At 50.9% G+C, this 21,955-nt stretch carries 19 protein-coding genes; 6 read left to right on the forward strand and 13 right to left on the reverse strand.

The features are described 5' to 3' along the window. Positions 1–4 precede the first annotated feature (4 nt). Positions 5–154, reverse strand: a complete 150-nt coding sequence (locus BO18_RS35085; RefSeq protein WP_185752569.1) for a FeoB-associated Cys-rich membrane protein — start codon at positions 152–154, stop codon at positions 5–7. Continuing rightward, entirely contained in the window at positions 151–2,496 is a 2,346-nt protein-coding gene (feoB, locus tag BO18_RS24670) for a ferrous iron transport protein B (RefSeq protein ID WP_034450327.1), read from the reverse strand. The genes BO18_RS35085 and feoB overlap by 4 nt, the downstream gene beginning before the upstream one ends. 320 nt (positions 2,497–2,816) lie before the next feature. Between feoB and BO18_RS24675 the strand changes: the two genes are divergently transcribed. Then, a complete protein-coding gene (locus BO18_RS24675; RefSeq protein WP_051689131.1) occupies positions 2,817–4,295 on the forward strand; it encodes a family 43 glycosylhydrolase in 1,479 nt (492 codons plus the stop codon). A 56-nt stretch (positions 4,296–4,351) separates the two neighbouring features. After that, on the forward strand, positions 4,352–4,903 hold the full coding sequence (locus BO18_RS24680; protein WP_034450328.1) for a hypothetical protein: 552 nt from the start codon (positions 4,352–4,354) through the stop codon (positions 4,901–4,903). Between the two features lie 861 nt (positions 4,904–5,764). On the opposite strand, the gene BO18_RS33485 is transcribed toward BO18_RS24680, so the two are convergent. The 3 genes from BO18_RS33485 to BO18_RS24695 form a co-directional block, all read right to left on the reverse strand. Next, on the reverse strand, positions 5,765–8,182 hold the full coding sequence (locus tag BO18_RS33485) for an ATP-binding protein (RefSeq protein WP_051689132.1): 2,418 nt from the start codon (positions 8,180–8,182) through the stop codon (positions 5,765–5,767). Positions 8,183–8,325: 143 nt separating this feature from the next. Next, on the reverse strand, positions 8,326–8,835 hold the full coding sequence (locus tag BO18_RS24690; RefSeq protein ID WP_034450330.1) for a DUF5104 domain-containing protein: 510 nt from the start codon (positions 8,833–8,835) through the stop codon (positions 8,326–8,328). After that, positions 8,832–10,262 carry a carbon starvation CstA family protein gene (locus BO18_RS24695; RefSeq protein WP_034450331.1) on the reverse strand — a complete coding sequence of 477 codons (1,431 nt, stop codon included), beginning with the start codon at positions 10,260–10,262 and terminating at the stop codon, positions 8,832–8,834. The genes BO18_RS24690 and BO18_RS24695 overlap by 4 nt, the downstream gene beginning before the upstream one ends. A gap of 175 nt (positions 10,263–10,437) precedes the next feature. On the opposite strand from BO18_RS24695, the gene BO18_RS24700 reads away from it, so the two are divergent. Beyond that, positions 10,438–10,821 (forward strand): hypothetical protein, encoded by a 384-nt coding sequence (locus BO18_RS24700; RefSeq protein ID WP_034450332.1) that lies wholly within the window; start codon positions 10,438–10,440, stop codon positions 10,819–10,821. A gap of 191 nt (positions 10,822–11,012) precedes the next feature. Here BO18_RS24700 and BO18_RS24705 read toward each other — a convergent pair whose 3' ends face one another. The 7 genes from BO18_RS24705 to BO18_RS24735 all read right to left on the reverse strand — a co-directional run bounded on the left by BO18_RS24705 (position 11,013) and on the right by BO18_RS24735 (position 17,471). After that, positions 11,013–11,849, reverse strand: a complete 837-nt coding sequence (locus tag BO18_RS24705; protein ID WP_034450334.1) for an alpha/beta hydrolase — start codon at positions 11,847–11,849, stop codon at positions 11,013–11,015. Continuing rightward, on the reverse strand, positions 11,846–12,598 hold the full coding sequence (locus BO18_RS33490; RefSeq protein ID WP_051689133.1) for an alpha/beta fold hydrolase: 753 nt from the start codon (positions 12,596–12,598) through the stop codon (positions 11,846–11,848). Before BO18_RS33490 ends, BO18_RS24705 begins: the two co-directional genes overlap by 4 nt. Positions 12,599–12,648: 50 nt before the next feature. Then, positions 12,649–13,329: a TetR/AcrR family transcriptional regulator gene (locus BO18_RS33495; RefSeq protein ID WP_051689134.1), complete on the reverse strand. Its 681-nt coding sequence runs from the start codon at positions 13,327–13,329 to the stop codon at positions 12,649–12,651. A 913-nt stretch (positions 13,330–14,242) separates the two neighbouring features. Beyond that, positions 14,243–14,767: a hypothetical protein gene (locus BO18_RS24720; RefSeq protein WP_034450336.1), complete on the reverse strand. Its 525-nt coding sequence runs from the start codon at positions 14,765–14,767 to the stop codon at positions 14,243–14,245. Between the two features lie 154 nt (positions 14,768–14,921). After that, positions 14,922–15,725, reverse strand: coding sequence for an ABC transporter permease (locus BO18_RS24725; protein WP_034450338.1), 804 nt, complete (start codon positions 15,723–15,725; stop codon positions 14,922–14,924). 1 nt (position 15,726) lies between these two features. Next, complete coding sequence (locus tag BO18_RS24730; protein WP_034450340.1) at positions 15,727–16,536, reverse strand: ABC transporter permease; 810 nt, start codon at positions 16,534–16,536, stop codon at positions 15,727–15,729. After that, entirely contained in the window at positions 16,533–17,471 is a 939-nt protein-coding gene (locus BO18_RS24735; RefSeq protein WP_034450342.1) for an ABC transporter ATP-binding protein, read from the reverse strand. Before BO18_RS24735 ends, BO18_RS24730 begins: the two co-directional genes overlap by 4 nt. 147 nt (positions 17,472–17,618) lie before the next feature. On the opposite strand from BO18_RS24735, the gene BO18_RS24740 reads away from it, so the two are divergent. Next, positions 17,619–18,506, forward strand: coding sequence for an AraC family transcriptional regulator (locus tag BO18_RS24740; RefSeq protein ID WP_034450345.1), 888 nt, complete (start codon positions 17,619–17,621; stop codon positions 18,504–18,506). A gap of 140 nt (positions 18,507–18,646) precedes the next feature. Then, complete coding sequence (locus BO18_RS24745) at positions 18,647–20,368, forward strand: putative bifunctional diguanylate cyclase/phosphodiesterase (protein ID WP_034450346.1); 1,722 nt, start codon at positions 18,647–18,649, stop codon at positions 20,366–20,368. 37 nt (positions 20,369–20,405) lie between these two features. On the opposite strand, the gene BO18_RS24750 is transcribed toward BO18_RS24745, so the two are convergent. Then, positions 20,406–20,840, reverse strand: coding sequence for a GNAT family N-acetyltransferase (locus BO18_RS24750; RefSeq protein ID WP_034450349.1), 435 nt, complete (start codon positions 20,838–20,840; stop codon positions 20,406–20,408). Between the two features lie 205 nt (positions 20,841–21,045). On the opposite strand from BO18_RS24750, the gene BO18_RS24755 reads away from it, so the two are divergent. Continuing rightward, the gene (locus tag BO18_RS24755) at positions 21,046–21,801 is read left to right on the forward strand and encodes a hypothetical protein (RefSeq protein ID WP_034450350.1); all 756 of its coding nucleotides are present in this window, start codon (positions 21,046–21,048) and stop codon (positions 21,799–21,801) included. Positions 21,802–21,955 lie beyond the last annotated feature (154 nt).

Here is a 21,955-nt window from a genome sequence, read left to right on the forward strand (position 1 = left end):
AAACTCATTTCTCCCCGCACGCGTTGCGTTTCTTCATGCACTCGGCGCAGTTACCGCAGCAGGGACTGGTCTTCTTACGCCTGACGGCGAGCACGACAGCACCTGCAAGTACGGCGGCCAGCACGATTATCAGCACGATATCAACAGGTCTCACAGAGCACCTCCTATGGCGAGCATCAGGATCCTGAACAGGAAGCTTACGATCCACGCGAGGATGCACTGCCAGACGACCAGTGCGGCAGCCCATTTCCAGCCGAGCTCACGCTTTACGGATGCGATTGCCGCAACGCAGGGCGTGTACAGAAGGCTGAAGATAAGGAGCGTTCCGGCTTCGACGGTGCCGAGCACTGCGGTGATGCCGCCTTCGGCGCCGAAGAGGACTTCCAATACGGAGACGACGCTCTCTTTTGCCATGAAGCCGCTGATGAGGGATGTCGTGATGCGCCAGTCGCCGAGGCCCAAAGGCTTCATTACGGGCGCAAGGAATCCGGCGATCAGGGCCATTATGCTCGTCTGCGAATCGGTGACAAGGTTAAATCTCGTATCGAAGCTCTGCAGGAACCAGACGACTACCGTGGCGATGAGGATAACCGAGAAAGCCTTCTGGAGGAAGTCTTTCGCCTTCTCCCACATGAGCTGCAGGGTCGACCTGATCGAAGGCAGTCTGTAGTTCGGCAGTTCCATTACGAAAGGTGCAGCCTCGCCCTTGAAGAGGAGTTTCTTGTATACAAAAGCTATCAGTATCCCGATAACGATGCTCAGGAGATAAAGGCCCGTCATTACGAGACCGCCCTGGCCCGGGAAGAAAGAGCTTACAAAGAAAGCGTAGATGGGGAGCTTTGCGGTGCAGCTCATGAAAGGCGTGAGGATTATTGTCATCTTACGGTCCCTGTCTGAAGGGAGCGTTCTCGTGGACATGACGGCGGGAACCGTGCATCCGAAGCCGATGAGGAGAGGCACGATGGATCTTCCCGAAAGGCCGATCTTACGTAAGAGCTTGTCCATGAAAAACGCGATGCGCGCGATGTATCCGCTGTCCTCGAGGAGCGACAGGAAGAAGAACATTACGACAACGATCGGCAGGAAGCTCAGTACGCTTCCGACACCTTCGAAGATGCCGTCGATTATGAGGCTGTGGATGACATCGTTTACGTTGGCCGCAACGAGCGCCTTTTCAGTCCATTTGGTAAGTGTATCTATTCCCTGTTCGAGCAGCCACTGGAGGCCCGCACCGATGACGTTAAACGTCAGGAAGAAGACCGCAGCCATTATAAGGATGAAGATCGGGATCGCGGTGAACTTGCCGGTCAGGATCCTGTCGACCTTCTCGCTCCTCTCGCGTTCCTTGTTCTGAACGGGCTTCGTAACGCAGCTTCCGACGAGCTGCATGATGTATGTGAATCTCATGTCTGCGACAGCCGCAGCGGGATCTAAGCCGGACTTTTTTTCGACCTTTACCCTGATGTGCTCGAGGAGATCTTTCTCGTTCTCGTCGAGGTCCAGCTGGTTAAGTATGAGTTCATCGCCTTCGAGCGCTTTGCATGCCGCAAATCTCAGCGGCAGACCCGTGCTCTTCGCCTTTTCCTCAATAAGGTGTTCGACCGCGTGGATCGAGCTGTGGATAGGGCTCTCGGGTGCGCAGAAGTCCTGCTCAAGAGGCTTTTCGCAATATTTCGCGATGTGGATGGCGTGCGAAATGAGCTCGCCGATGCCCTGGTTCTTTGCAGCGCTGATCGGAACGACAGGCACGCCCAGGATCTGCTCCATCATGTTGATATCGACCGAACCGCCGTTTCCGGTCAGCTCGTCCATCATGTTGAGCGCAACTACAACGGGACGTTCGGTCTCGAGAAGCTGCATCGTCAGGTAGAGATTGCGCTCGATATTCGTGGAGTCAACGATGTTTATTATCGCGTCGGGCTTGTTGTCGAGCACGAAATCCCTCGACACGATCTCTTCTTTCGAATAGGGAGACATCGAGTAGATGCCCGGAAGGTCCGTGATCACGGTCTTTTCGTGCCCTATTATCGCGCCGTCCTTGCGGTCCACCGTAACGCCCGGGAAATTGCCGACGTGCTGGTTCGAACCTGTCAGTCTGTTAAAAAGAGTTGTCTTTCCGCTGTTCTGATTGCCCACGAGAGCGAAAGAAAGGACGTGGTCATCCGGCAGAGGATTCTCATGCTTTTTGTCGTGGTGGATGCCCGGCTCACCGAGATTCGGGTGCGCGACCTTTGATTTGCGCTTCTCGGGCTTGTCTTCCTCAGCCTTTTTAACTGAGTCTCTTACGGTGATCTGTGCGGCGTCATCGAGTCTGAGCGACAGCTCGTATCCGTGGATCCTGACTTCGACAGGATCTCCCATCGGCGCGAACTTCACGATCGTGATCTCAGCGCCCGGGAGTATTCCCATATCGAGGAAATGCTGCCTCAGCGCGCCTTCCCCGCCTACTGTCTCAACTATGCAACTCTGCCCTGCTTTGAGTTCCTTTAAGGTCATAACCTCTCCGATCCATGCCGGCCGCTGTTTAGTCCTGACATCGGGCCCAGTCCTGCAGACAGACGGCATCGTAAAACTTTATTTTCGACACCATTATATACTCGGCGTCTTTTGTGCGGAATTGACAGTTAGAATAAACTAACCTTGCGGTTGACACGGCTGTTTTTATACAGTTAGCACAAACTAACCGTTTGATATGCCCTTCCGCAGACCGTGACCGGACCTCACAAAATAATAAAAAGCGCGTCAATATATCAGTTACATAATCAGGGATTATGTTGTAGCATAGTGTAATCAAGGGACAAAAGTGAGGTATTACGATGGAGAACACTGACATCAAAACTATCAAGAGCGCCAATCCTTATCTTCCGCTTTGGGAACATATCCCGGACGGCGAGCCGCGCGTATTCACATACAATGGCGAGACGAGGATATATATCTACGGATCACACGACACAATGAAGACCGAATACTGCGGTCCCGATTATGTCGTATGGTCGGCACCCGTGGACGATCTGACAAACTGGACATGCCACGGCGAATGCTACAGGGCATCTGACGGCGGAATGCTCTATGCGCCCGATGTCGTTCAGAAGGGCGACACTTTCTATATGTATGCGGCAGAGTCAAAGGGATCGGTAATAATGCTCGCCAAGTCAAAGACACCGTGGGGTCCTTTTACGGATCCTGTTAAAACGGAGCTCGGCTTTGACCCCGGCATCCTGGTAGATGACGACGGCAGGGTCTATGCATTCTGGGGCTTCTGCGAATCCTATGCGGGCGAGCTCAACGATGACATGTGCACTCTTAAGAAAGAGACTGTAAGACCTCATCTGATCGGCCATTCAAAACCCTTCTGGATCAAGGAAGACGACGGACATGTCGATCCGGTTGACGGATTTTTCGAAGCATCGAGCCCGAGAAAGGTCAACGGCAAATACGTACTCATCTATTCGAAGAGATATGAATACAACAAGCCCCAGTCGGGCGTTTTCGGCAGCTGCAACGGTTTCCTGAGCTACAAGTGGTGCGACACCCCTCTCGGCGATTACCAGCCGGGCGGAGACATCAGCTTCAACGGCGGCGAAGTCATCACGGGACCTGACGGCAACGGCATAATGACATATCAGTGGGGCAACAACCACGGTTCTCTGATGCAGATAAAGGATAAGTGGTACGTCTTCTATCACAGACAGACGGGCTGCAACGAATTCGCAAGACAGGGAATGGTCGATCCTGTAGACGTTGCTGTCGATAAGAACGGAAAGATCTTTATCGGCAAGATCACCTACGAGAACGGCGAACCCGTAAGCTCCGACACGGTCGAGATGACATCACAGGGCTTCAACGCTGACGGACTTGATGCTTTCTCCATAATTTCCGCAGGTTATGCATGCCACATCTACGACGGCACCGGCAAGCCCAATTATCTGGACAATGCGGAAGGCACGAATAAGGATGTAAGACGCGCACACATCAGCCCTGTTTATGAGGGCGATTCCTCACCGGTCGTCGATATCCAGAGCGGCGCAACGGTAGGCTTCAGATATCTGGATTTCGGCGCTGACGGCGCTTCTGAAGCGGTCGTAACGGGTACTTTCCCCAAGGGATTTACCGTAAGTCTCATGCTGGACAGCTATGACGGCAGGGAGATCGCGGTAAAGACGGTCGATGAGGATACGAACGAACTGATCTTCACACTCGGCGAAAAAGTTGTCGGAAAACATGCTGTCTATTTCGGTTTTAAGACTGAAGATGAAGCAATCAGAGCCGTTTTCGACACTTTTAGATTCAAATGAGCCGCGGATTGTGATATTCTGACACAAAAATCAAGCGCATTTGGGGGCGGCTTATTATGAAGACCAAAATAGTAAAGACGATATGCACTGTGATGGCACTGATGCTTATGTGCCTGATGGCTGTTTCGTGCGGAACAAAAAGTGAACCGGCATATGTGCTGGAAGCGTCAGTAAACAACGGTCTGGTCGAGTCTTACAAGGCTTATTTCGAGCTCAACGGAAAAACGGTATCCGAAGTAAGAGAGGTCCGTTTCAAGAATCTGGTCAACGGTTCCAGCTCAAATTACAAGGAGATCGAAAAGACGACCTATACCTATACCGCCGTTGCCACGACGAGCAATGCTTCAGACTGGCGCTACACACAGGAGCGCGCCGCTTATGACACGGCCAAGCTCATCAAGTACCTGAAGAAAATGGAAGTGCGTTATACCGGCAATGTTGAGATCACGATCTCCGAGTTCGATGACTACGTTTTGATCGAAGTAAGACTCTATGACGGACACACGCCCATTGATGTGTCCACCGGACTTTTCAAGAACGATAAACTCGTAAAGCTGCCGAACGGCATATCACTCCAGTCTCTTGCGAAAGTCTATAAACATAAATAAATGGTATTTGCGAAAGGTTATACAGGGGCTGTCTCAAAACATAATGAGACAGCCCCTTATTGTTTCAGCAAGTGTGGCAGTTGCAGTTGATTGCAGAATTCTGACCTGTCTTTTCGACAGGTATCGAAATCGAAGTGATTATCTGCGTTTCGATACCTCGACTTTTGAAAGGTGAGATCGAAATTATCCCAAGATGAGGGTTTCTTGCGATTTGGGATAAAATTTGTGCTCGAAATTATCCCAAGATGAGGGTTTCTTGCGATTTGGGATAAAATTCGGACCGCAAATTATCCCAAGTGAAGCATATTTAAACTTTTGGGATAAATTCACCTCTGAAAATTATCCCACGGAGGCAATAATTCACGGTTTGGGATAAAATCGGCTGCAAGGAAAGCTACGATATCGTTTTCAGGAAAAAGTCTTCAAAAACGATATCAGCGGGAGATCAAAGGTATCGTTTTCAGGAAAAAGTCTTCAAAAACGATATCAGCGGGAGATCAAAGGTATCGTTTTCAGGAAAAAGTCTTCAAAAACGATATCAGTGGAAGATCAAAGGTATCGTTTTCGGAAGAAAAATCTCAATAACGATATCTGCGGTTCAGCCGAGGTATCGAAAACAAAGGATTTCCCCGGATTTCGATACGTTGAACTCTCGACAGATATCGGAAACGGAGGTTTCTTAAACATTTCGATACTTCGGCCTTCCGGCAGACATGGCTGGTCATTAGCACATCCACTTCAAGGGGTCAGTTTTTCGCCGTTTTTACACGGCAGAAAAGCAGGCATTGGGCAAATGCCAGCCAAAAAGCGAAAGTAAGGGGCTGTACCGGCATTTTGATACAGCCCTCCTTTGTTTTGCGTTTATTCCTCTTCCCCGCTCGGAAGGAATTCGATAACGTCTTCGCTCGGCGAGAATTCCATGACGTCGCCGTCGTCGGAACCTGTTGAAGAGTCAGGACCGATCAGTGACAGGATGGCGCCCGTTACTGATTCATATGCCTTCATGACGACGTTGTGCTCCGACCTTATCGTGCCGGCGTCTTCAGCGTTGGCTGCGGCTTCGAGCTTGGCGAAACGCTCGGAAAGCGACAACGCGCCGATCATCTTGGACGTGCTCTTGAGAGAGTGTGTAAAGATGCCGTAATCGTGCCAGTCTTCGGCTTCATAGCTCTTCTGCAGACGCTCCTTTTTCTCGGTCCAGCCGTTTGCGTATTCTATCAGCAGGGATCTGTAGAGAGCACCGTCTTCCTGGCAGAACATGAGACCCGTCTGCGGATCTATGCCGACCGGACGGAGATCCGAGAACTCGTCGGAGACATCATTTCCGGAACCGGAGTCTGACTCTTCTGCCTGCCCGGCAACGAGTTCGATCTTCTCTTCGGGAAGGTATTTCAAAAGCATTTTTTCCAATGCGTGATTGTCGACCGGCTTGGTCAGATAATCCGAGAAACCCTCTGCGAGATAGCGCTCTTTCGCGCCAATGACTGCATCTGCGGTAAGGCAGACGACCGGGGTTTTGGCGCTCGCTCCGTCCTCTTTCTGACGGATACGGTGCAGGGCCTCGGTGCCGTCCATTTCGGGCATTCTCTGGTCCATGAAGATCAGGTCGTATCTGATCCTCCATGCCATGTCGACCGCTTCTGCGCCGGACAGGGCCGTATCGATCTTCATCAGCGTGTTCTTAAGGAGACTGACAACAACGGTCAGGTTCATCTTCGTGTCGTCGACAATAAGGATGTGCGCGGAAGGCGCGCGGAAAGATTCGCGGTACGGTGTGTCGATCGGCATGTTCGCTGCGAAATGGGTATGGAAATTGCCCATCGGAGTCGCGTTGATTATCCTCTGCGGAAAGGTGACAGTGAATGTGGAGCCCTTGCCGTATTCACTATCGACCTCAATGGTTCCGCCCATGAGATCCAGAAGTCGCTGCGTGATGACGAGGCCAAGGCCCGTGCCTTCAAGCGTGCTGTTGTGCTCCATTTCGAGACGCTGGAACTTCGTGAAGAGCTTCTCTTTATCCTCAGACCTGATGCCGATGCCCGTATCTTTGACGGAGGCAACAAGAAGGATTCTTCCGCCGTCCTGCTTCTCACCGTGAAGGTTGAAAGTGACCGAGCCCTTGTCCGTATACTTGACCGCATTGTTCAGAAGGTTCGTGAAGATCTGGCGGACGCGCACCTCGTCTCCGCAGATCTCGCAGGGGATCGAAGGGTCGGCGTCTATCGAGAAATCAAGACCCTTGTCCTGCGCCTTGAAAACGATCATGTTGTTGAGGTCGTTCAGAAGAGAACTCAGCTGATAAGGCGATTCCGACAGGTCCATGGCACCCGCCTCGATCTTCGAAAAGTCGAGGATATCGTTGACGATGGCCAGGAGATTATGCCCGGCTTTCTTGACGTCGCCCGCATAAACGCCGATGTTCTGGATAGCTTCCTGCACTGCCTTCGGATCGCCGTCGGCAGCTTCCTGGGCGCGGTGGTCCTCTCTTATGATCATCTCGTTCATGCCGAGGACAGCGTTGATCGGCGTTCTTATCTCGTGCGACATGTTGGCCAGGAAGTCGCTCTTTGCGTGGTTGGCGCTCTCGGCCCTGACCTTCTCTTCAAGGAGTTCGCCCTGTGCCCTGACAAACGGCCTTACCGTAAGGAGCGATAAGAGCGCTGCAACGAGGAGCGATAAGAGGAGGATGATCACATAGCTTATTACCGTCGAGCGTGTCTGTGATGAAAGCTGGTCGTTGAACCAGCCGGCCGAGAAGTCGACGACTACTATGCCGACGACCTTTCCCGTCGAATCGAAAACGGGGCTGTAGGCGCTGTAGAATTCGCCCCACTGGTCGGTGTAAGGAACCTCGTCGACAGCTGCGGTCCCGTTTCCTGCTATCGCAAGCGCATCGGTGTATTCGACGCTGTCGCCGTAGCTTGCGGGGCTTACCTGGTCAAGATCCATGGTGAAGATAAAGTCTTTCTCGCCCACCTGTTTGATGCAGTAGACGTATTCGAGTTCGACGTTGTCCCTGAAGACGGCAAGCGTGTCATAGATCTTGTTGTATCCGATGCTGCCGACCTGGTCCTCTGTCAGGTGCTTAATGACCTCGCCGTTGACCGATCCGGAAGCGCAGTTCGCAATGTCGAGCATTCGCTGCTGGATCGCCTTGCGGATACCGACTCTTGCCCTGTAGATGGAGATCGCGCAAAAGATCGTGCTGGAGATCAGGATGATGCACTCGACCATCAGGATGATCTTGGAAGACAGGTTACTCCTATTCTTCTTCGACACGAGACCTTATCCTCCCCATAAAACGCGCACGTCTGATTATTTAATAGTAGCGAAAACAATACGCCTTTTCAATCCTGACGGCGCTTTAAGGGGGGCTCTTGCACTAACGGTTTTCGAAAGGAAAATCAGGACACTTAACAGGCTTATTCCCCGCCGACGCTTATCCAGTTGCCCGAGACCGGAAGCTGCATCGTAAATACCGTAAGACCCTCCGAATCCGGATCGTTCCTGTTGACCCTTACGTGATAGTATCCGAATTCCTTGTACTGGGTTCCCGTGTCGGTGGTGACTCCGTTGTAATTGACCGAGATATGGGAATCGATGACTTCACCGTTCTTATCGGTACTGCCGCCTTCGCCCGGATAACTCAAGCTCTTATATGACACGAGATTGCCGTCCAGATTATCGAAAAAGATCTCCCACTCGAGCTCTAAGTTGTGATGCTTCTTTACTTCGGGAGAAAACAGAGCGCACAGGCTCTCGATGTCCTCATTCTTCAGATACTCAAAGATCTGCTCCGCGTCGGCTTTCTCAAGCTTTTTGGGGTCGTTTTTGACCTTGTCGACCACCCTTTCGACAAACGAACAACTGCAGACCGAAAGTGCCATAACGGCGCACATCAGGATCGCCGTCAGCCTTTTGATATTCCTCATCCCCGTACCTGTCCCTTCAAGTGAACTTTTTTGGTGCACATCACAAAATATATCACTAAAAGGACGGCGGCGAAAACAATGCCTGCGGGATAGCCGATGACTGCGGACTGCTTGAACCCTTCGGGCGCCATAAGGATGTATGTGACGCTCACCGCGCTCATGAAAGCTGCTGGCAGCGCCGTTATGAGGCTCGCGATCTTTTTGCCGTTGAAGACGAGATATGCGGTCGCGACCCAGAGGGAGATCATGGCGAGAGTCTGGTTGCTCCATGAGAAATATCTCCAGAGAACGTTGAAATCGAGCTGCGTCAGGACAGCGCCTGCGGCAAGGAGAGGGATAGTTATTATGAGTCGGTTCTTGATCTTCTTCTGCTCCAGGCCCGTCCATTCGGCAAGGATAAGTCTCGCGCTCCTGAATGCTGTATCGCCTGAAGTGATGGGACATACGACTACGCCGATTATGGCGAGGATCCCGCCGGCGTTGCCGAGCATCGTCTTGCTGATCTCGTATACCGCGCCCGACTGTCCGACTTCCGAGAGTGCGTCACCGAGCATCTTCGTGCTGCCGTAGAAGGCGACGCCAGCGGCGGCCCATACGAGCGCTATGACGGATTCGATGATCATGGCGCCGTAGAAGACCTTGCGTCCGGCCTTCTCGGAGGTGATACATTTCGCCATCATGGGAGACTGCGTCGCATGGAAACCCGAGATCGCGCCGCACGCGACGGTTATGAACATGAAAGGCCAGACCGGAAGTCCGTCGGGATGAAGATCTGCCAGCGATACTTCGGGAATGGTGTACTGCGGAAGAACGATCATGGCGCCCGCGATGCTGACGGCCATGACAATCAATATGACGCCGAAAACCGGATAGAGCTTGCCGATGACCTTGTCGATCGGGAGCAGCGTTGCGGCGACATAGTAGAGCAGGATCACGATTATCCAGAACGTGTTGCCGAGAAAACCGGGAGTGAGCATTGCTATGAGCGATGCGGGCGAAGTGACGAAGACCGTGCCCGTCAGGAGCAGTAGCAGTATCGAGAAGACTCTCATTGCGTAGAGCGCGGGCTTGCCGAGATAGATGCCCGAGAGTTCGGCGATCGATGCGCCCCTGTGCCTCGACGAGATCATGCCGCTCATGTAATCGTGCACTGCGCCGCCGAGGATGGAACCGAATACTATCCAAAGGAATACGACAGGTCCGAAACACGCACCCATCAGGGCGCCGAAAATGGGACCCGTTCCGGCGATGTTGAGGAGCTGGATGAGAAGCGCCTTCCATGTCTTCACGGGCATGCAGTCGACACCGTCGTTTATCTCGACAGCGGGCGTCTTGCGGTCGTCGGGACCAAAGATCTTTTCGGTAAGTTTACCGTATGTGAAATAGCCAATGAGCAGTACGGCCAGCGCAATGATAAAAGAGATCAACCTGTTACCTCGCTTGTTTCATTTTTGATGTCCCCATATTACTACTCGAATGATGCCCGGATATTGTCTTTATATTAAATTTCTCAAAAAGAGTTGTTACAAATTCCTATGTAAGTAGTATCATTAGTTTGGAACCCGTCCGAAACGGGGTGATCAATATAACTTGGAGGCTCATATGGCATTTGGAATCAAGCAAAAGAAGGTTGAATTTAAGAACAGCTACAACGTACAGTCACTTTTCGACGCAATAAAGGATCATGAATTCACACCCGGAAAGCCGATGCTCGTAGATCATGCATTTACAAAGGTTATCTGTTTCCCTGAGGTCGACAGACAGAATCAGGTCCAGATCGTTCCCGCATCCATGAAGGGCGAAGGCACCAAGTGGACAGTCATGAAGAACGAAGCCATCGGCAAGGAAAACGTAATGAAGAACATCGCCATGGGCGCCATCTCCAACGGCTGGGCAAACATGGGCAGCCTCGGCGGAAAGAACTGCAAGCTCTGCGAGCAGCAGGTTGACGCAGTCGTAGCAGAGCTCCAGGCATTGGGCATCTGATTAAACTTTAACAAAAATCATTCAGGCCGTCTCCAAGGTGAGTTGCATCACCTGAGGGACGGCCTTTAATTTGAAGTGTTTTTCTGATCGCGGCGGACTGTAACTGATGGATGCTGAGGGCAACTGACTGCTGAGGGCAACTGACTTCAACTGGCAGCAGCTCCCGGCGCCGCACGGCCCGGCGGCTCATCTTAAATGTTCTCGATCCAGGTCACGAACCTGTTTAACGTCTTATCCTCTTCGCGGCTGAAGAGAAAGCACCCTGCCGTATACCAGGAATGCGTGTTCCTTTTATCTTCGACTTCGTAGATCTCGCACCTGTTTCCGACCGTCGCGGCCTTTTCGGCAAAGTCTTCCGCGCATTCGAACGCGAGAAGTCCGTCGTGCCTGCTCTGTATCAGCAGCATCGGGATATGGCTTTTGTCCATGAGAGACCACGGCTCGCCTTCCGTTCTGTCGTACCCCTTCGCGAAAAGCATTCCCAAAAGCATCTTAAGTGTCATGCCCTGATCCTTCCTGAAGCTGTAAGGCCCTCCGACGCCGATGTAACCGATGACGTTTGATACGTCGACATTATATTTTTCCTGAACCTTTTTGCTGTAGCACATTATCGACGACAGATGCGCGCCCGCGGAAGGTCCTGATACAATAAGCTCTGACGTATCGATGCCTTTGTCTTCGAGATATCTGACAGCCGCATTAAAACACTTGCAGACGTCTTCTATCTGCGCGGGATATTTATTTTTCGGCGACAGCCTGTAACCCACGGAAACAAAGCGGTATCCGGCCTTTGCCATGCTCTGGCCGACAAAGTCGAAGAACTTCGGATCGCCTGCATTCCAGCCACCGCCGTGCACCCAGATGACAACCTTTCCGCTGACGGGTTTCGCGGGCTCGTAGTACAGAAAATACTGGTTCCTGTCCGGCCCGTAATCCACGCGTTCCGGCGTGAACTCCTTTTTCGTTTTGAAAAGGAGCCTGTAGTACATGGGATAGTAGCTTAAGTTTTCCCTGATGTAATCGATCATGCGCTTATAAAGCTCCTCACTTCCCCGTACCACTTTTCGGGCTCGAAACACGCGAGCTCAGCATGTGCGAGGCCTTCGAATGCCCTTATCTCAGTCTGCGGATTGCTCTTCTTCATCCTGACCGCGCACTTCGCGGATACCGACTCATTGCCCTTAGTTCCGTGCATGAAAAGGATCCTCATGTTGCTTTTGTATTCTTTGAAATCGAAAGGCATAAACACTGAATCTATCATGTTGTTTACCGACACCATGATCATGTTTTCGGCGATCTTGATGTAGTAAGGGAGCATGTTCTCAGGCAGAAAGTCTTTCTTTGCCTGCTCAAGGATCTTCGCGTCGTGCTGTTTTGACTTCATGATTATCGTTTTGTAGTTCGACTTCATTATTGCCTTCAGCAGACCGTTTAGCTTAGTCAGCGGCGCTCCGTCAAGCACCAGGTTTTCGACGCTCAGGTCATCGCTCTTTGCAAGGGTTGCGGCTATCCTTCCGCCCATCGATAATCCGGCAAGAAGAAAGACTTTTCCGCCCAGTTCTTCCATAATGTAATCATGGATCTTCGCAGCCTCCTCTTCCACCGAATGGAACACGGTAGGCGTTACCTCCGTATGGGCATCGAGCTCAGGCACGATCACATAGTAATCTTTAGCGAACTGCTTCGCCGCATAGTTCCAGATCTGCCACGGCGTTAGCATCCCGTGGATGAGGATTATTGATCTGTTGTCCTTATTTCCGAATGTATGAAAGATCATTGTCTTGCCTTTCCGCCTGCAGTGCAGTTTTTCCTGGTTTTCCGCACCGGTCAGTTTGTCCGGGCCTTTCCGCCCATCATCAGCACCACCGATGTCGCCAGGTTCCTGTACATGTCGTCGACCTTATATTTGCCCTTTATGTGCTCTGCCTTGAAGCAATCCGTGAGCACATATCCCGACTGGATCCCGTGATAGTTCACGATAAAAAACTGGATGATCTGATCGACCGGCACCGCAGGCTTTAACTTGTTCTGCTTAACGGCTTTTGTAAGGAAATCCGTCATGGCTTCAGTCGCATAAAGCAGCGGGCTCTGCTCGTCCTTGCCGAGTCTTTTCGCGATGTTCATCGCACGTTCGGGATCAGTCATTGCGAGCATGTCGCCGTAGATCGATACCTTAAGAAGATCCGTTCCGACTTCCTTCATGTAGTCAGCGAGCATCTGGCAGATATCGTAAATAGTCTGCTCCCAATCCCTGATGTCAGCATTGTTAAGGATCTCATCCAGCCTGTCGTCGATCTTGTTCTCAGAATTGATCGTGATGACCAGGTCCTTGAACACCTCGTCGATGTCTTTGTAATACCTGTAGATAACCCCGTGCGAAAAGCCGGTCTCCGCGATAATGTCCTTCATCTCGATCGATGTGATCGGCTTTCTGGTGCACACGCGGTACGCCGCATCAATTATCTCTTTGCGCTTCTTCTCGAAATATTCCTCGCTGACTCTCGGCATATAAACCTCCGTCCGGGTGAACCAGTTCTGCTGCTTGTCATGTGACCATCATCGCTGCGCGTAATGCATTGGCAGTTGACCGTTGGTCGATAAAATGACATGGTGTCATTTTAAGCCGCCGGAGTCTGTTTGTCAAGGCTCGGGGAGCGGAGGCGGAGATTGCTAAATTATCCCGATCGTTCATTTTTCGGGACTTTGGGATAAAAATCGAGCGCGAAATTATCCCGGGGAAAGCTTTTCGGGGCGATTGGGATAAAAAACGGACAGGAAATTATCCCTTGAGATTCATTTTTAAAGATTTGGGATAATTATGCCTTCGAAAATTATCCCGCGGCGGAAATAATCCAAGGTTTGGGATAAATTCGCAGCCATGATCTTCATCTCCGGGCCTGACCTCTGAGCAGGCTGCAACAGGGTGCTTTTCTGCGGAACGCAAGAAGGAAACCCGCAAGTTATCTTAAATTTTCATTTTTCGATTTTGCGATAACAAGATATCGTTTTTCATGGAATTTATCAAAAAACGATACCTGACGAAGCACCGAGATATCGTTTTCATGGGAAAAGTCTTGAAAAACGATATTTGCTGACTTTGCAAGGTATCGTTTTCGTAAATATTCAATAAAGTACGTGATCTGGTACCAAAAGTGCCGTGAAACGGTACTGTTTTGCGTAAATATTCGATAAAGTACGTGATCTGGTACCAAAACTACCTTGAAACGGTACTGTTTTACGTACTACTGAACTCTTTCGCATTTTGATGACTTTGCAAGGTATCGTTTTCGGGAAAAAATCCTCGGTTACGATACCTCATGTAGAACCAGATGACCGCTGCATACCACTGCAGACAGCTGCAAGCCGCAACAGTTTCAGCGAACCGCCACAACCGCCGCGAACCTCAGCAAACCGCAGCAACTCAGATCTTTGTCGGGCCCTTCCTGTAACGGCCGAAGAACACGCCGTCATCGATGAACTTGTCGGCATCGGATACCCACATCGGGAACTTACCCGTTGCCAGGGCAGTCTGGCCGTTCAGCATGCCCGTATGAAAAGACAGGTGCCTGTACTGGCGCAATACCAGCTCCATCCTGGTGAAGCGGCAGTTTTCGGGACACTCGTAGAGCATGTCGTCAGACAGAGTGTCGAGGTAGTCCAGCGTCTTCTTTTCGATCGAATCAAGGTACTCGAGGAGCTGCTCGTCGGAGAGCACGACGGATGTCGGATTGTCGGGATTGTCCATGCCTTCTTCGTGGAAGGACGGCTCCTCGTAGACGTTGGGGTTGATGAACCACTTGTCGGCGGAGTGGAGCGCGTGATAGGCCCAGCGCCAGCAAGGTGCGCCGCAGCAGAGGGCGTCTCTGTCGTAAGCTTTGATCGAAGTCCTGATATTCAGGAAATTCGGCATAACAGTCTGTTTGATTATCTTTACCAGGTCATTCATCTCAATATTCCTCCTTAGTTTTTCTCATAATAGCTTAGATCGGTTTCACGGGGCATCCCCCGCCCGGTCACGGACCGGAAAGGCGGCCGCTCCAAATGTTGTTACTCAATCTGTCAAACCCGGCCGCCTCAGGCAGCGCGCATCCTAAATCCTGTCACGAACCCGTGAAGTCGTATTTTCGTACACCGAGCATCCAGAACCTGTAGCTCAGGTAGACGAAGACGAGTCCGTACAGGGGCGATATCCACGAGAGCAGCGGAACGTTGTCAGGCGTGAGGATGACGAGGCTCGGGTAGTAGGCGATGAACGCGATCGGGATGATGAACGTGAAGATCACCTTGAAGATCCCTTCAAAGATGGACGACGGGTATTTCGCGAAATCCTTGAAGCGGAACATGATGACCATTACGTAGCCTGAACCCTTGATCCAGAAGCATGTCGCGGCCGCGAAGTTCATGAGCGCGATCATGAACAGGGATGCGGTCAGCAGGAACACGATCAGCTTCAAAATGATCAGCGGTGTGACAGGTATCCCTATCCTGATCCACGCATAGACGATGGTGCCGATGCCGAACGCCAGCTGTCCCAAACCCTTCACGTCGAAGACCTCCGATATGAAATAGAAGAACACGTTGACCGGTCTGAAGCAGTACTTGATGAAGTCGCCGCTCTGGACCATGAATCGCAGATTCCAGTTGTTGTCGAAGAAGCACTGCACCGGTGTCAGCGCGACCAGCGAGAAGCCGTACAGGAACAGCATATGGTAGTAGTCCCAGCCGTTGATCGTCGGGAAGTTGTGGAACAGGATCATGAAGGTGACAAAGCCCGAGATGTTCGTCATTATCATTCCGAAAGTCGAAATGATGAAGTCCGCACGGTAGCTCATCTTGCTCTTAAGGTCCTGTACGAGAATCTTTCTGTACATTCTCGCGTAAAATCTCAGTCCTCTTTTGCGCATGTCAGCCTCCATTCACGGTGACTTTCTTCACCGCACAGTTCCAGAAAATGTTGCCCGCTGCCGTAAGCACTACGAGCCAGATCAGCTGCAGTCCGAAGAGCTGCAGAAGTCCCTGCCATGTATCCGATCCGCTCTTGCCGAGCAAGATCGACAGCGGTATGTCGTAGACCGCTCTGAAAGGCAGATACTGTACAACGATCCTTGCCTTCTCAGGGAAGAATGCCAAAGGGATCGAAGCGCCCGACAGAAGTAATACGATAGTCTCTTTTACGATGTTGATGCCCCATGTCGATTCGGTGAAAAGACATATCGGAGCTACAAGCATCTCGATGTTGTAGTTTATGATGAGCGCGAAAACCGTTGCGATCAGGAACCACAAAATATTCAGACCTAAAGGTATGGCGCCCTTGGTGACGATCATGACGATGATGAACGTCGGTATGAATGTCAGTACGAACTGGACCACGTGATTGCCCGTGTAAGACCAGAACGTGTATTTACGGAACCTCATCGGTTTCAAAAGATCCAATACGAGCGAACCCGACTGGATCTTCCTGCTCATGTCCCAGACGACGAACATTTCGAGGAAGTTGAAGAGCGCCGTCGCGAGGATCAGGTAGATCATGGTGTCTTCAAAGGTCATACCGTTTACAACGGATGTGCCGGACGAGTCGTAGATCGCCTTCCACAGATAGTAGACGAGAACCAGATAGATCAGGTTCGCAAAGAGAGTAACAAAGATGCCGAGTCTGAACTGCAGTGACTCCATTATCCCGGCCCTTGTTATCGATAACAGCCTTTTGGGATTCATACTGCGCTCCCTTCGTAGATCTTCTTGATGACCTCTTCCGTGGAGATCTCAAGAATCTTGACGTCCTTTATCTTCTTTTCTTTCTGCTTTTCCATGATGACGTCCATGACATCCGTGGTCTTCTCGTCGATCAGGTATTCTTCCCACGAATCGTCGGCGAGCTTGAGCTTTAATGTCCTGTACGATCCGAAATAGTTCTTCAGGTGCTCTATGTCGTTGTCGTAGATCTTCGTTCCCTTATCGATGATGACGATCCTCTTGCACAGCGCGTCAACGTCGCCCATGTCGTGGGTGGTGAGTATTACTGTCGTATTCTTCTCTTTGTTAAGACCCAGGATCAGCTCACGGATCTTCGCCTTCATGGACACGTCGAGACCTATCGTGGGCTCATCGAGGAACACGATCGCCGGGTTGTGCAGGAATGCCGCGAGGATGTCGCTAAGTGTCCTCTGACCCAGTGACATCTGCCTTACGGGCTTGTGCAGTATCGGCTCGATGTCTACCAGTGAACGGTAGAGTTCGATCATCTCCTCATAGTCCTTTTCGGGAACCATGTAGAGATCCCTCAAGAGCTTGAACGATTCGATCAGCGGCAGCGACCACCAGAGCTGGCTCCTCTGTCCGAAAACTACTCCGATGTTCTCGCAGTTCTCGGTCCTGTTCTTATACGGGACCTTTCCGTTGACAAGTATCTCGCCCGAAGACGGCTCTAGAACGCCCGTCATCATCTTGATCGTAGTGGATTTACCCGCGCCGTTGGGGCCCAGGTATCCGATTATCTCTCCCCTTCCGACCGTCATGGTGACGTCCTTAACGGCAGACACTGTCTTGTAGTCTCTCGAAAACAGATCCTTTATGCTTCCCTTGAGACCTTCATGGCGGTTTAAGACCTTAAAGTCTTTGCAGACATTCTTCATTACTACTGCTTCATCCATACCGTTTTTCCTCTTTCATTTTTCTTCAATTGCAAGTATATTGTAGATAGAAACGCGAAAACAGTTTATAAATGCCTTGTTTTTATAACTATTTTCCACAGGCATGTAAGATTGTTATACTTTTCGGAAATTTGGAGAAATATAGTTATGAAGATAGAACAGATGGGGCTCATCGTTAAAAGAGACGACGGCTCCGAGATAGTAAATTACGATGATCCCAACTTCCCGTCCTATATCTACGACGGCTGGATCGCGCCGAAGGTCACATGGGAGGGCGTTCCACACTTCCATGAAGACATAGAGATTATGACCATCAAGGAAGGCCAGGTCGCTTATTTTGTTAACGGCAAAGAGCTCCTTCTAAGGGCAGGCGATACGATCGTCGTCAATTCAAACCAGATCCACTACAACATGTCAGTTAACGGAGAGGTCGCAAAATACGTCATCTGCATACTCCATCCGAGCATACTCGTGAACTCGATCACGGTGGAGATGCAGGCAGTAAGGCCGATCATCGACAACCAGGATCTCCCATACATGAGATTCCGTTATATCAATGAACACACTGAATCTATAAGGAATCTCGTTCTTGGGCTGCCGGAAATCAGGCACGATCCTTTCGCGATCACGAAGCAGTTCTATCAGATATGGGACATTATAAGAAAACATGCCGAGACGCTTGGCGCGACCGAAGAAGTCGTGTCAGATCCAAAGATCCAGTCTTTCAAGTCCATGATGAACTTCATCTCAAACAACTATCAGAAACAGGTCACATTAGCTGATATTGCCGCCAGCGGCAGTGTCAGCAAGTCTTTATGCAACTCGCTCTTCCACCAGTATGTCGGGGAATCGCCGATCAATTACCTGATGCACTTCAGGTGCCGCAAAGTGGCGGAACTCCTGCGTTCCGGCGGAATGTCCATGTCAGAGATAGCATCGCTGACGGGTTTCGGCGGCGTGAGCTACATGTCAGAAACGTTCAGGAAATTCTTCGGGAAATCACCCCGCGAATACCGTAAACAGTGGGCCGGATAGTCTGAAAAACGTTAACTCTTAATTTACAGTTTGTGTTCAATATAGACACTTCCGAAACAATTTGGAGCAAGTTATACAATTTCACACCTGATATAATTGCCGTAATATAACTCGAAATATCGCTTCAAGGGTGCGTATTGATGGTCAGAAAAGGTAAAACCAAGATAGATAGAACCTTAGATAAGCTTTCTCTCAACAAGGAAGCCCCTAAGAGCGCATTCATACTTCTGGTAATGCTCTATTTTATCGCCACCTTCTTTACGGCCTACGCCGCAAGGACCCAGGGCGTTTTGACGATCGGAGACATCCCCATAGCATACGCTTCGCTGACCGGCGTTTTCTCGATGCTCGGAAACATCTGCATCATCTGCCTCGTCATGCTCTTCCGCAAGGTAGGATATTTCGTATCGCTTGCAATGCTCCTTTTCCAGTTCCCGATGCTCGTTATCAACACTTTCGTGCGCCATAACTACGCGGGCATACCCGGTTTCTTCACTAATGTCCTCATAATCGTGGCGATCACGATAATCTTCTTCGCGAACAGAAAGATCACGAGATATCAGCAGAGCATCCGCGACCAGGCCGTAACAGACAGGCTCACGGGCCTCCCGAACCGCTTCGCGTGCGGCGAGCTCATGCAGGATTACATCAAGCACAACGAGAGGTTCACGGTCGTTTCCGTCGACCTCAACAACTTCAAGAGCATCAACGACACGATGGGTCACCACGCGGGCGACAAGGTCCTCAAGGAGATCGCCGACAGATGGATGAACCTGGCTGATTCCGCGAAGACCGGGACGGTCGATTTCGTCGCAAGGATCAGCGGCGATGAATATCTGCTCATCATAAGCGAATACGGATCGGAAACCGCTCTGGAAGATTCTCTCAACGCCTATAAGGCCGAGCTCGAGAAAAAGATCACGATAGACGACTGCGACTATTACATGACCGCCTGCTTCGGATATGCGCAGTATCCGGAGCACAGCGACGAATACAACACCCTGTTCGCCTATGCCGATTCCGCGCTGCACGAAGTTAAGAAGAGCGGTTCAGGCAGCCGTGTCCTTAAGTTCTCGCAGGATCTCCTCCACGCCGAGAAGACTTTGGAGATCGAGCGCAAGATACGTACCGCTTTAAATAACAATACGATATTCTTCCATCTCCAGCCCCAGTATGACATGAATCATAAGCTCCGCGGATTTGAAGCTCTCGCCCGCATGAAGGACGACGACGGATCCTTCATCAGCCCGGTCGACTTCATTCCCGTTGCGGAAAAGACCGGTCTCATCGACCGCATCGATCTGCGCGTTTTCGATCTTGCTGCAGGATTCCTGAATGACATCAGCGGCGCAGACAGCGATCTCATGCTGAGCGTAAACGTCTCCGTCAGACACCTCATGAAGAATAATTTCATCGAAGAGATGAAGAAGGTCCTTGAGACACACAATATCGCGCCCGAGCGCATCGAGGTCGAGATAACCGAATCCATCATGATCGATTCGGCTGAAAAGGCGCTGCAGCGCATCGATGAGATCAAGCAGATGGGCATGAAGGTCGCTATCGATGATTTCGGAACGGGTTATTCGTCGCTGAGCTACCTGAACAGCTTCCCTTCCGACATGCTCAAGATCGACAAGTCCTTCATCGACCAGATGAACCTCAGCGATTCTTCAAAGCAGTACGTAGCTATGATCATCTCCATAGGTCACGTTCTCGATCTGAAGGTAATCTCCGAAGGCGTCGAATCCGCCGATCAGGTGGAAGTGCTGAAGAAAATCGGCTGCGACTACATCCAGGGTTACGTCTGGGGCAGGCCGGTTCCGCCCGAAGAGGCATCCGCACTCGTTAAGGCTGAAAAGTAAGTTCTCTCTATATCCTTTCGATATCCCCGCCTGAGTTTCAGAGCCACTGTATGAACGCCGTCTTGTCGGTGGAGTTATATCCGGCATTCTCGTAGAAACGCAGCGTCTCGGGTCTCTTTGAGCCCGTCAGGAGCATCATCTTGTAGCAGTTTTCCTTTAAAGCTATATCTTTCGCATAGTCGAGGCACGCGCCCGCATAGCCGTGCTTTCTGTGATCTTTATGGGTTACGACGTTCTCGATGAACGCATAAGGCCTGACATTCCTCGAAAGATTGGGGATTATCACGCACACGCATGAGGATACGATCTTGCCGTCAAGCTCGTACACGATCAGGTGATGGTTCGGGTCATTTATTATCTGATCCCAGGTGTCCTTGAGATGCTCATCATGTTCGGGAATGCTCTCCTCGTGAAGACAGAGATACAGTTCGAGTATGGCATCCAGATCTTCTTTGCGTGCTTCGCGTATCATGGCAGAACCTTCTTTCAGTCGTTTGCTGTTTTCGATTATATCATCTGAACATCTCTTCCCCGCTCGCGAAAAGACGATATTCCCGTGGCTCTTCCTCCCGCGAAAAACCGACGGTCCGTAGAACCCCGCTCAAAAAAATGACGTCCCGGGAACGTTTTTTGCTATAATCTCTGCATCGGAAAAAGGAAGGACGCCTTCAACAGATATGAAGAGAAAAGTTTTCGCGATAATAATGTGCGCCGCAATGCTTGCCGGGACATCCGGCTGCTTCAGGCAGATCGTCGAGGAGTCACCTTCGACCGCCGCAGTAACTGAAGAGCCTTTCGAAGCCGTCTCATCAACAGCAGATTCCGCCGAACAGACCAGTGCCGGCGGAAACGACGATGCATCCGGTCTCTTAGTGGATGACGGCTCCGAATACCCTCCGGAGACCGAGGCCTTTGTCGAATTCAGCGATTACCTGCCGGGCTTTGCCACCTTCGAAGTCACATCGGAAGATCTCGTGGACGGCAGATGGGCCGACATTATTTCCAACACCCATATCGGCGAAAACGAATCGCCAGAGCTCAAATGGGAGCCCGTGGAAGGCGCCGGCCAGTACGTTATCTACATGGTCGACAGGAACTCGAACGGTTATCTGCACTGGAAGTCGGAAGGGATAACGGAAACGGAACTTCCGCACGGCTGGGCGCATAAGCTTACCGAATACAACGGACCTCATATCGGTCACGGCTATACCCACACTTTCGACGTCTACGTAATAGCTCTCAAAGCCCCTGTCGAAAGGCTCAAGGGCGCGCTGAACGCGGTTAATCCGAGAATGCAGGAATTCTTCCTCGAGCTCGACACCGACAGCGAGGGCAACACGGGGAACATAATAGCTTACGGAAAAGTATCGGGTCTTTACACCGACGCAAGATTCAGGAACGGCAAGGTATCCACTGAACCGTATTATATGTAAGCCAAGGGGCTCTTTTATTGATGGCAGGAATTTTCCTGTTGCGCTGCTTTGCGCGTTTTTTGCTGACTCCAAGTAACACATTAGAAACGGAATGTTTGCTTTATTCGGATTGATACACATCTTAAGAACAATAGAATAGTCTTATCAAGAATTA

This window comes from Butyrivibrio sp. AE2032 (assembly GCF_000702965.1).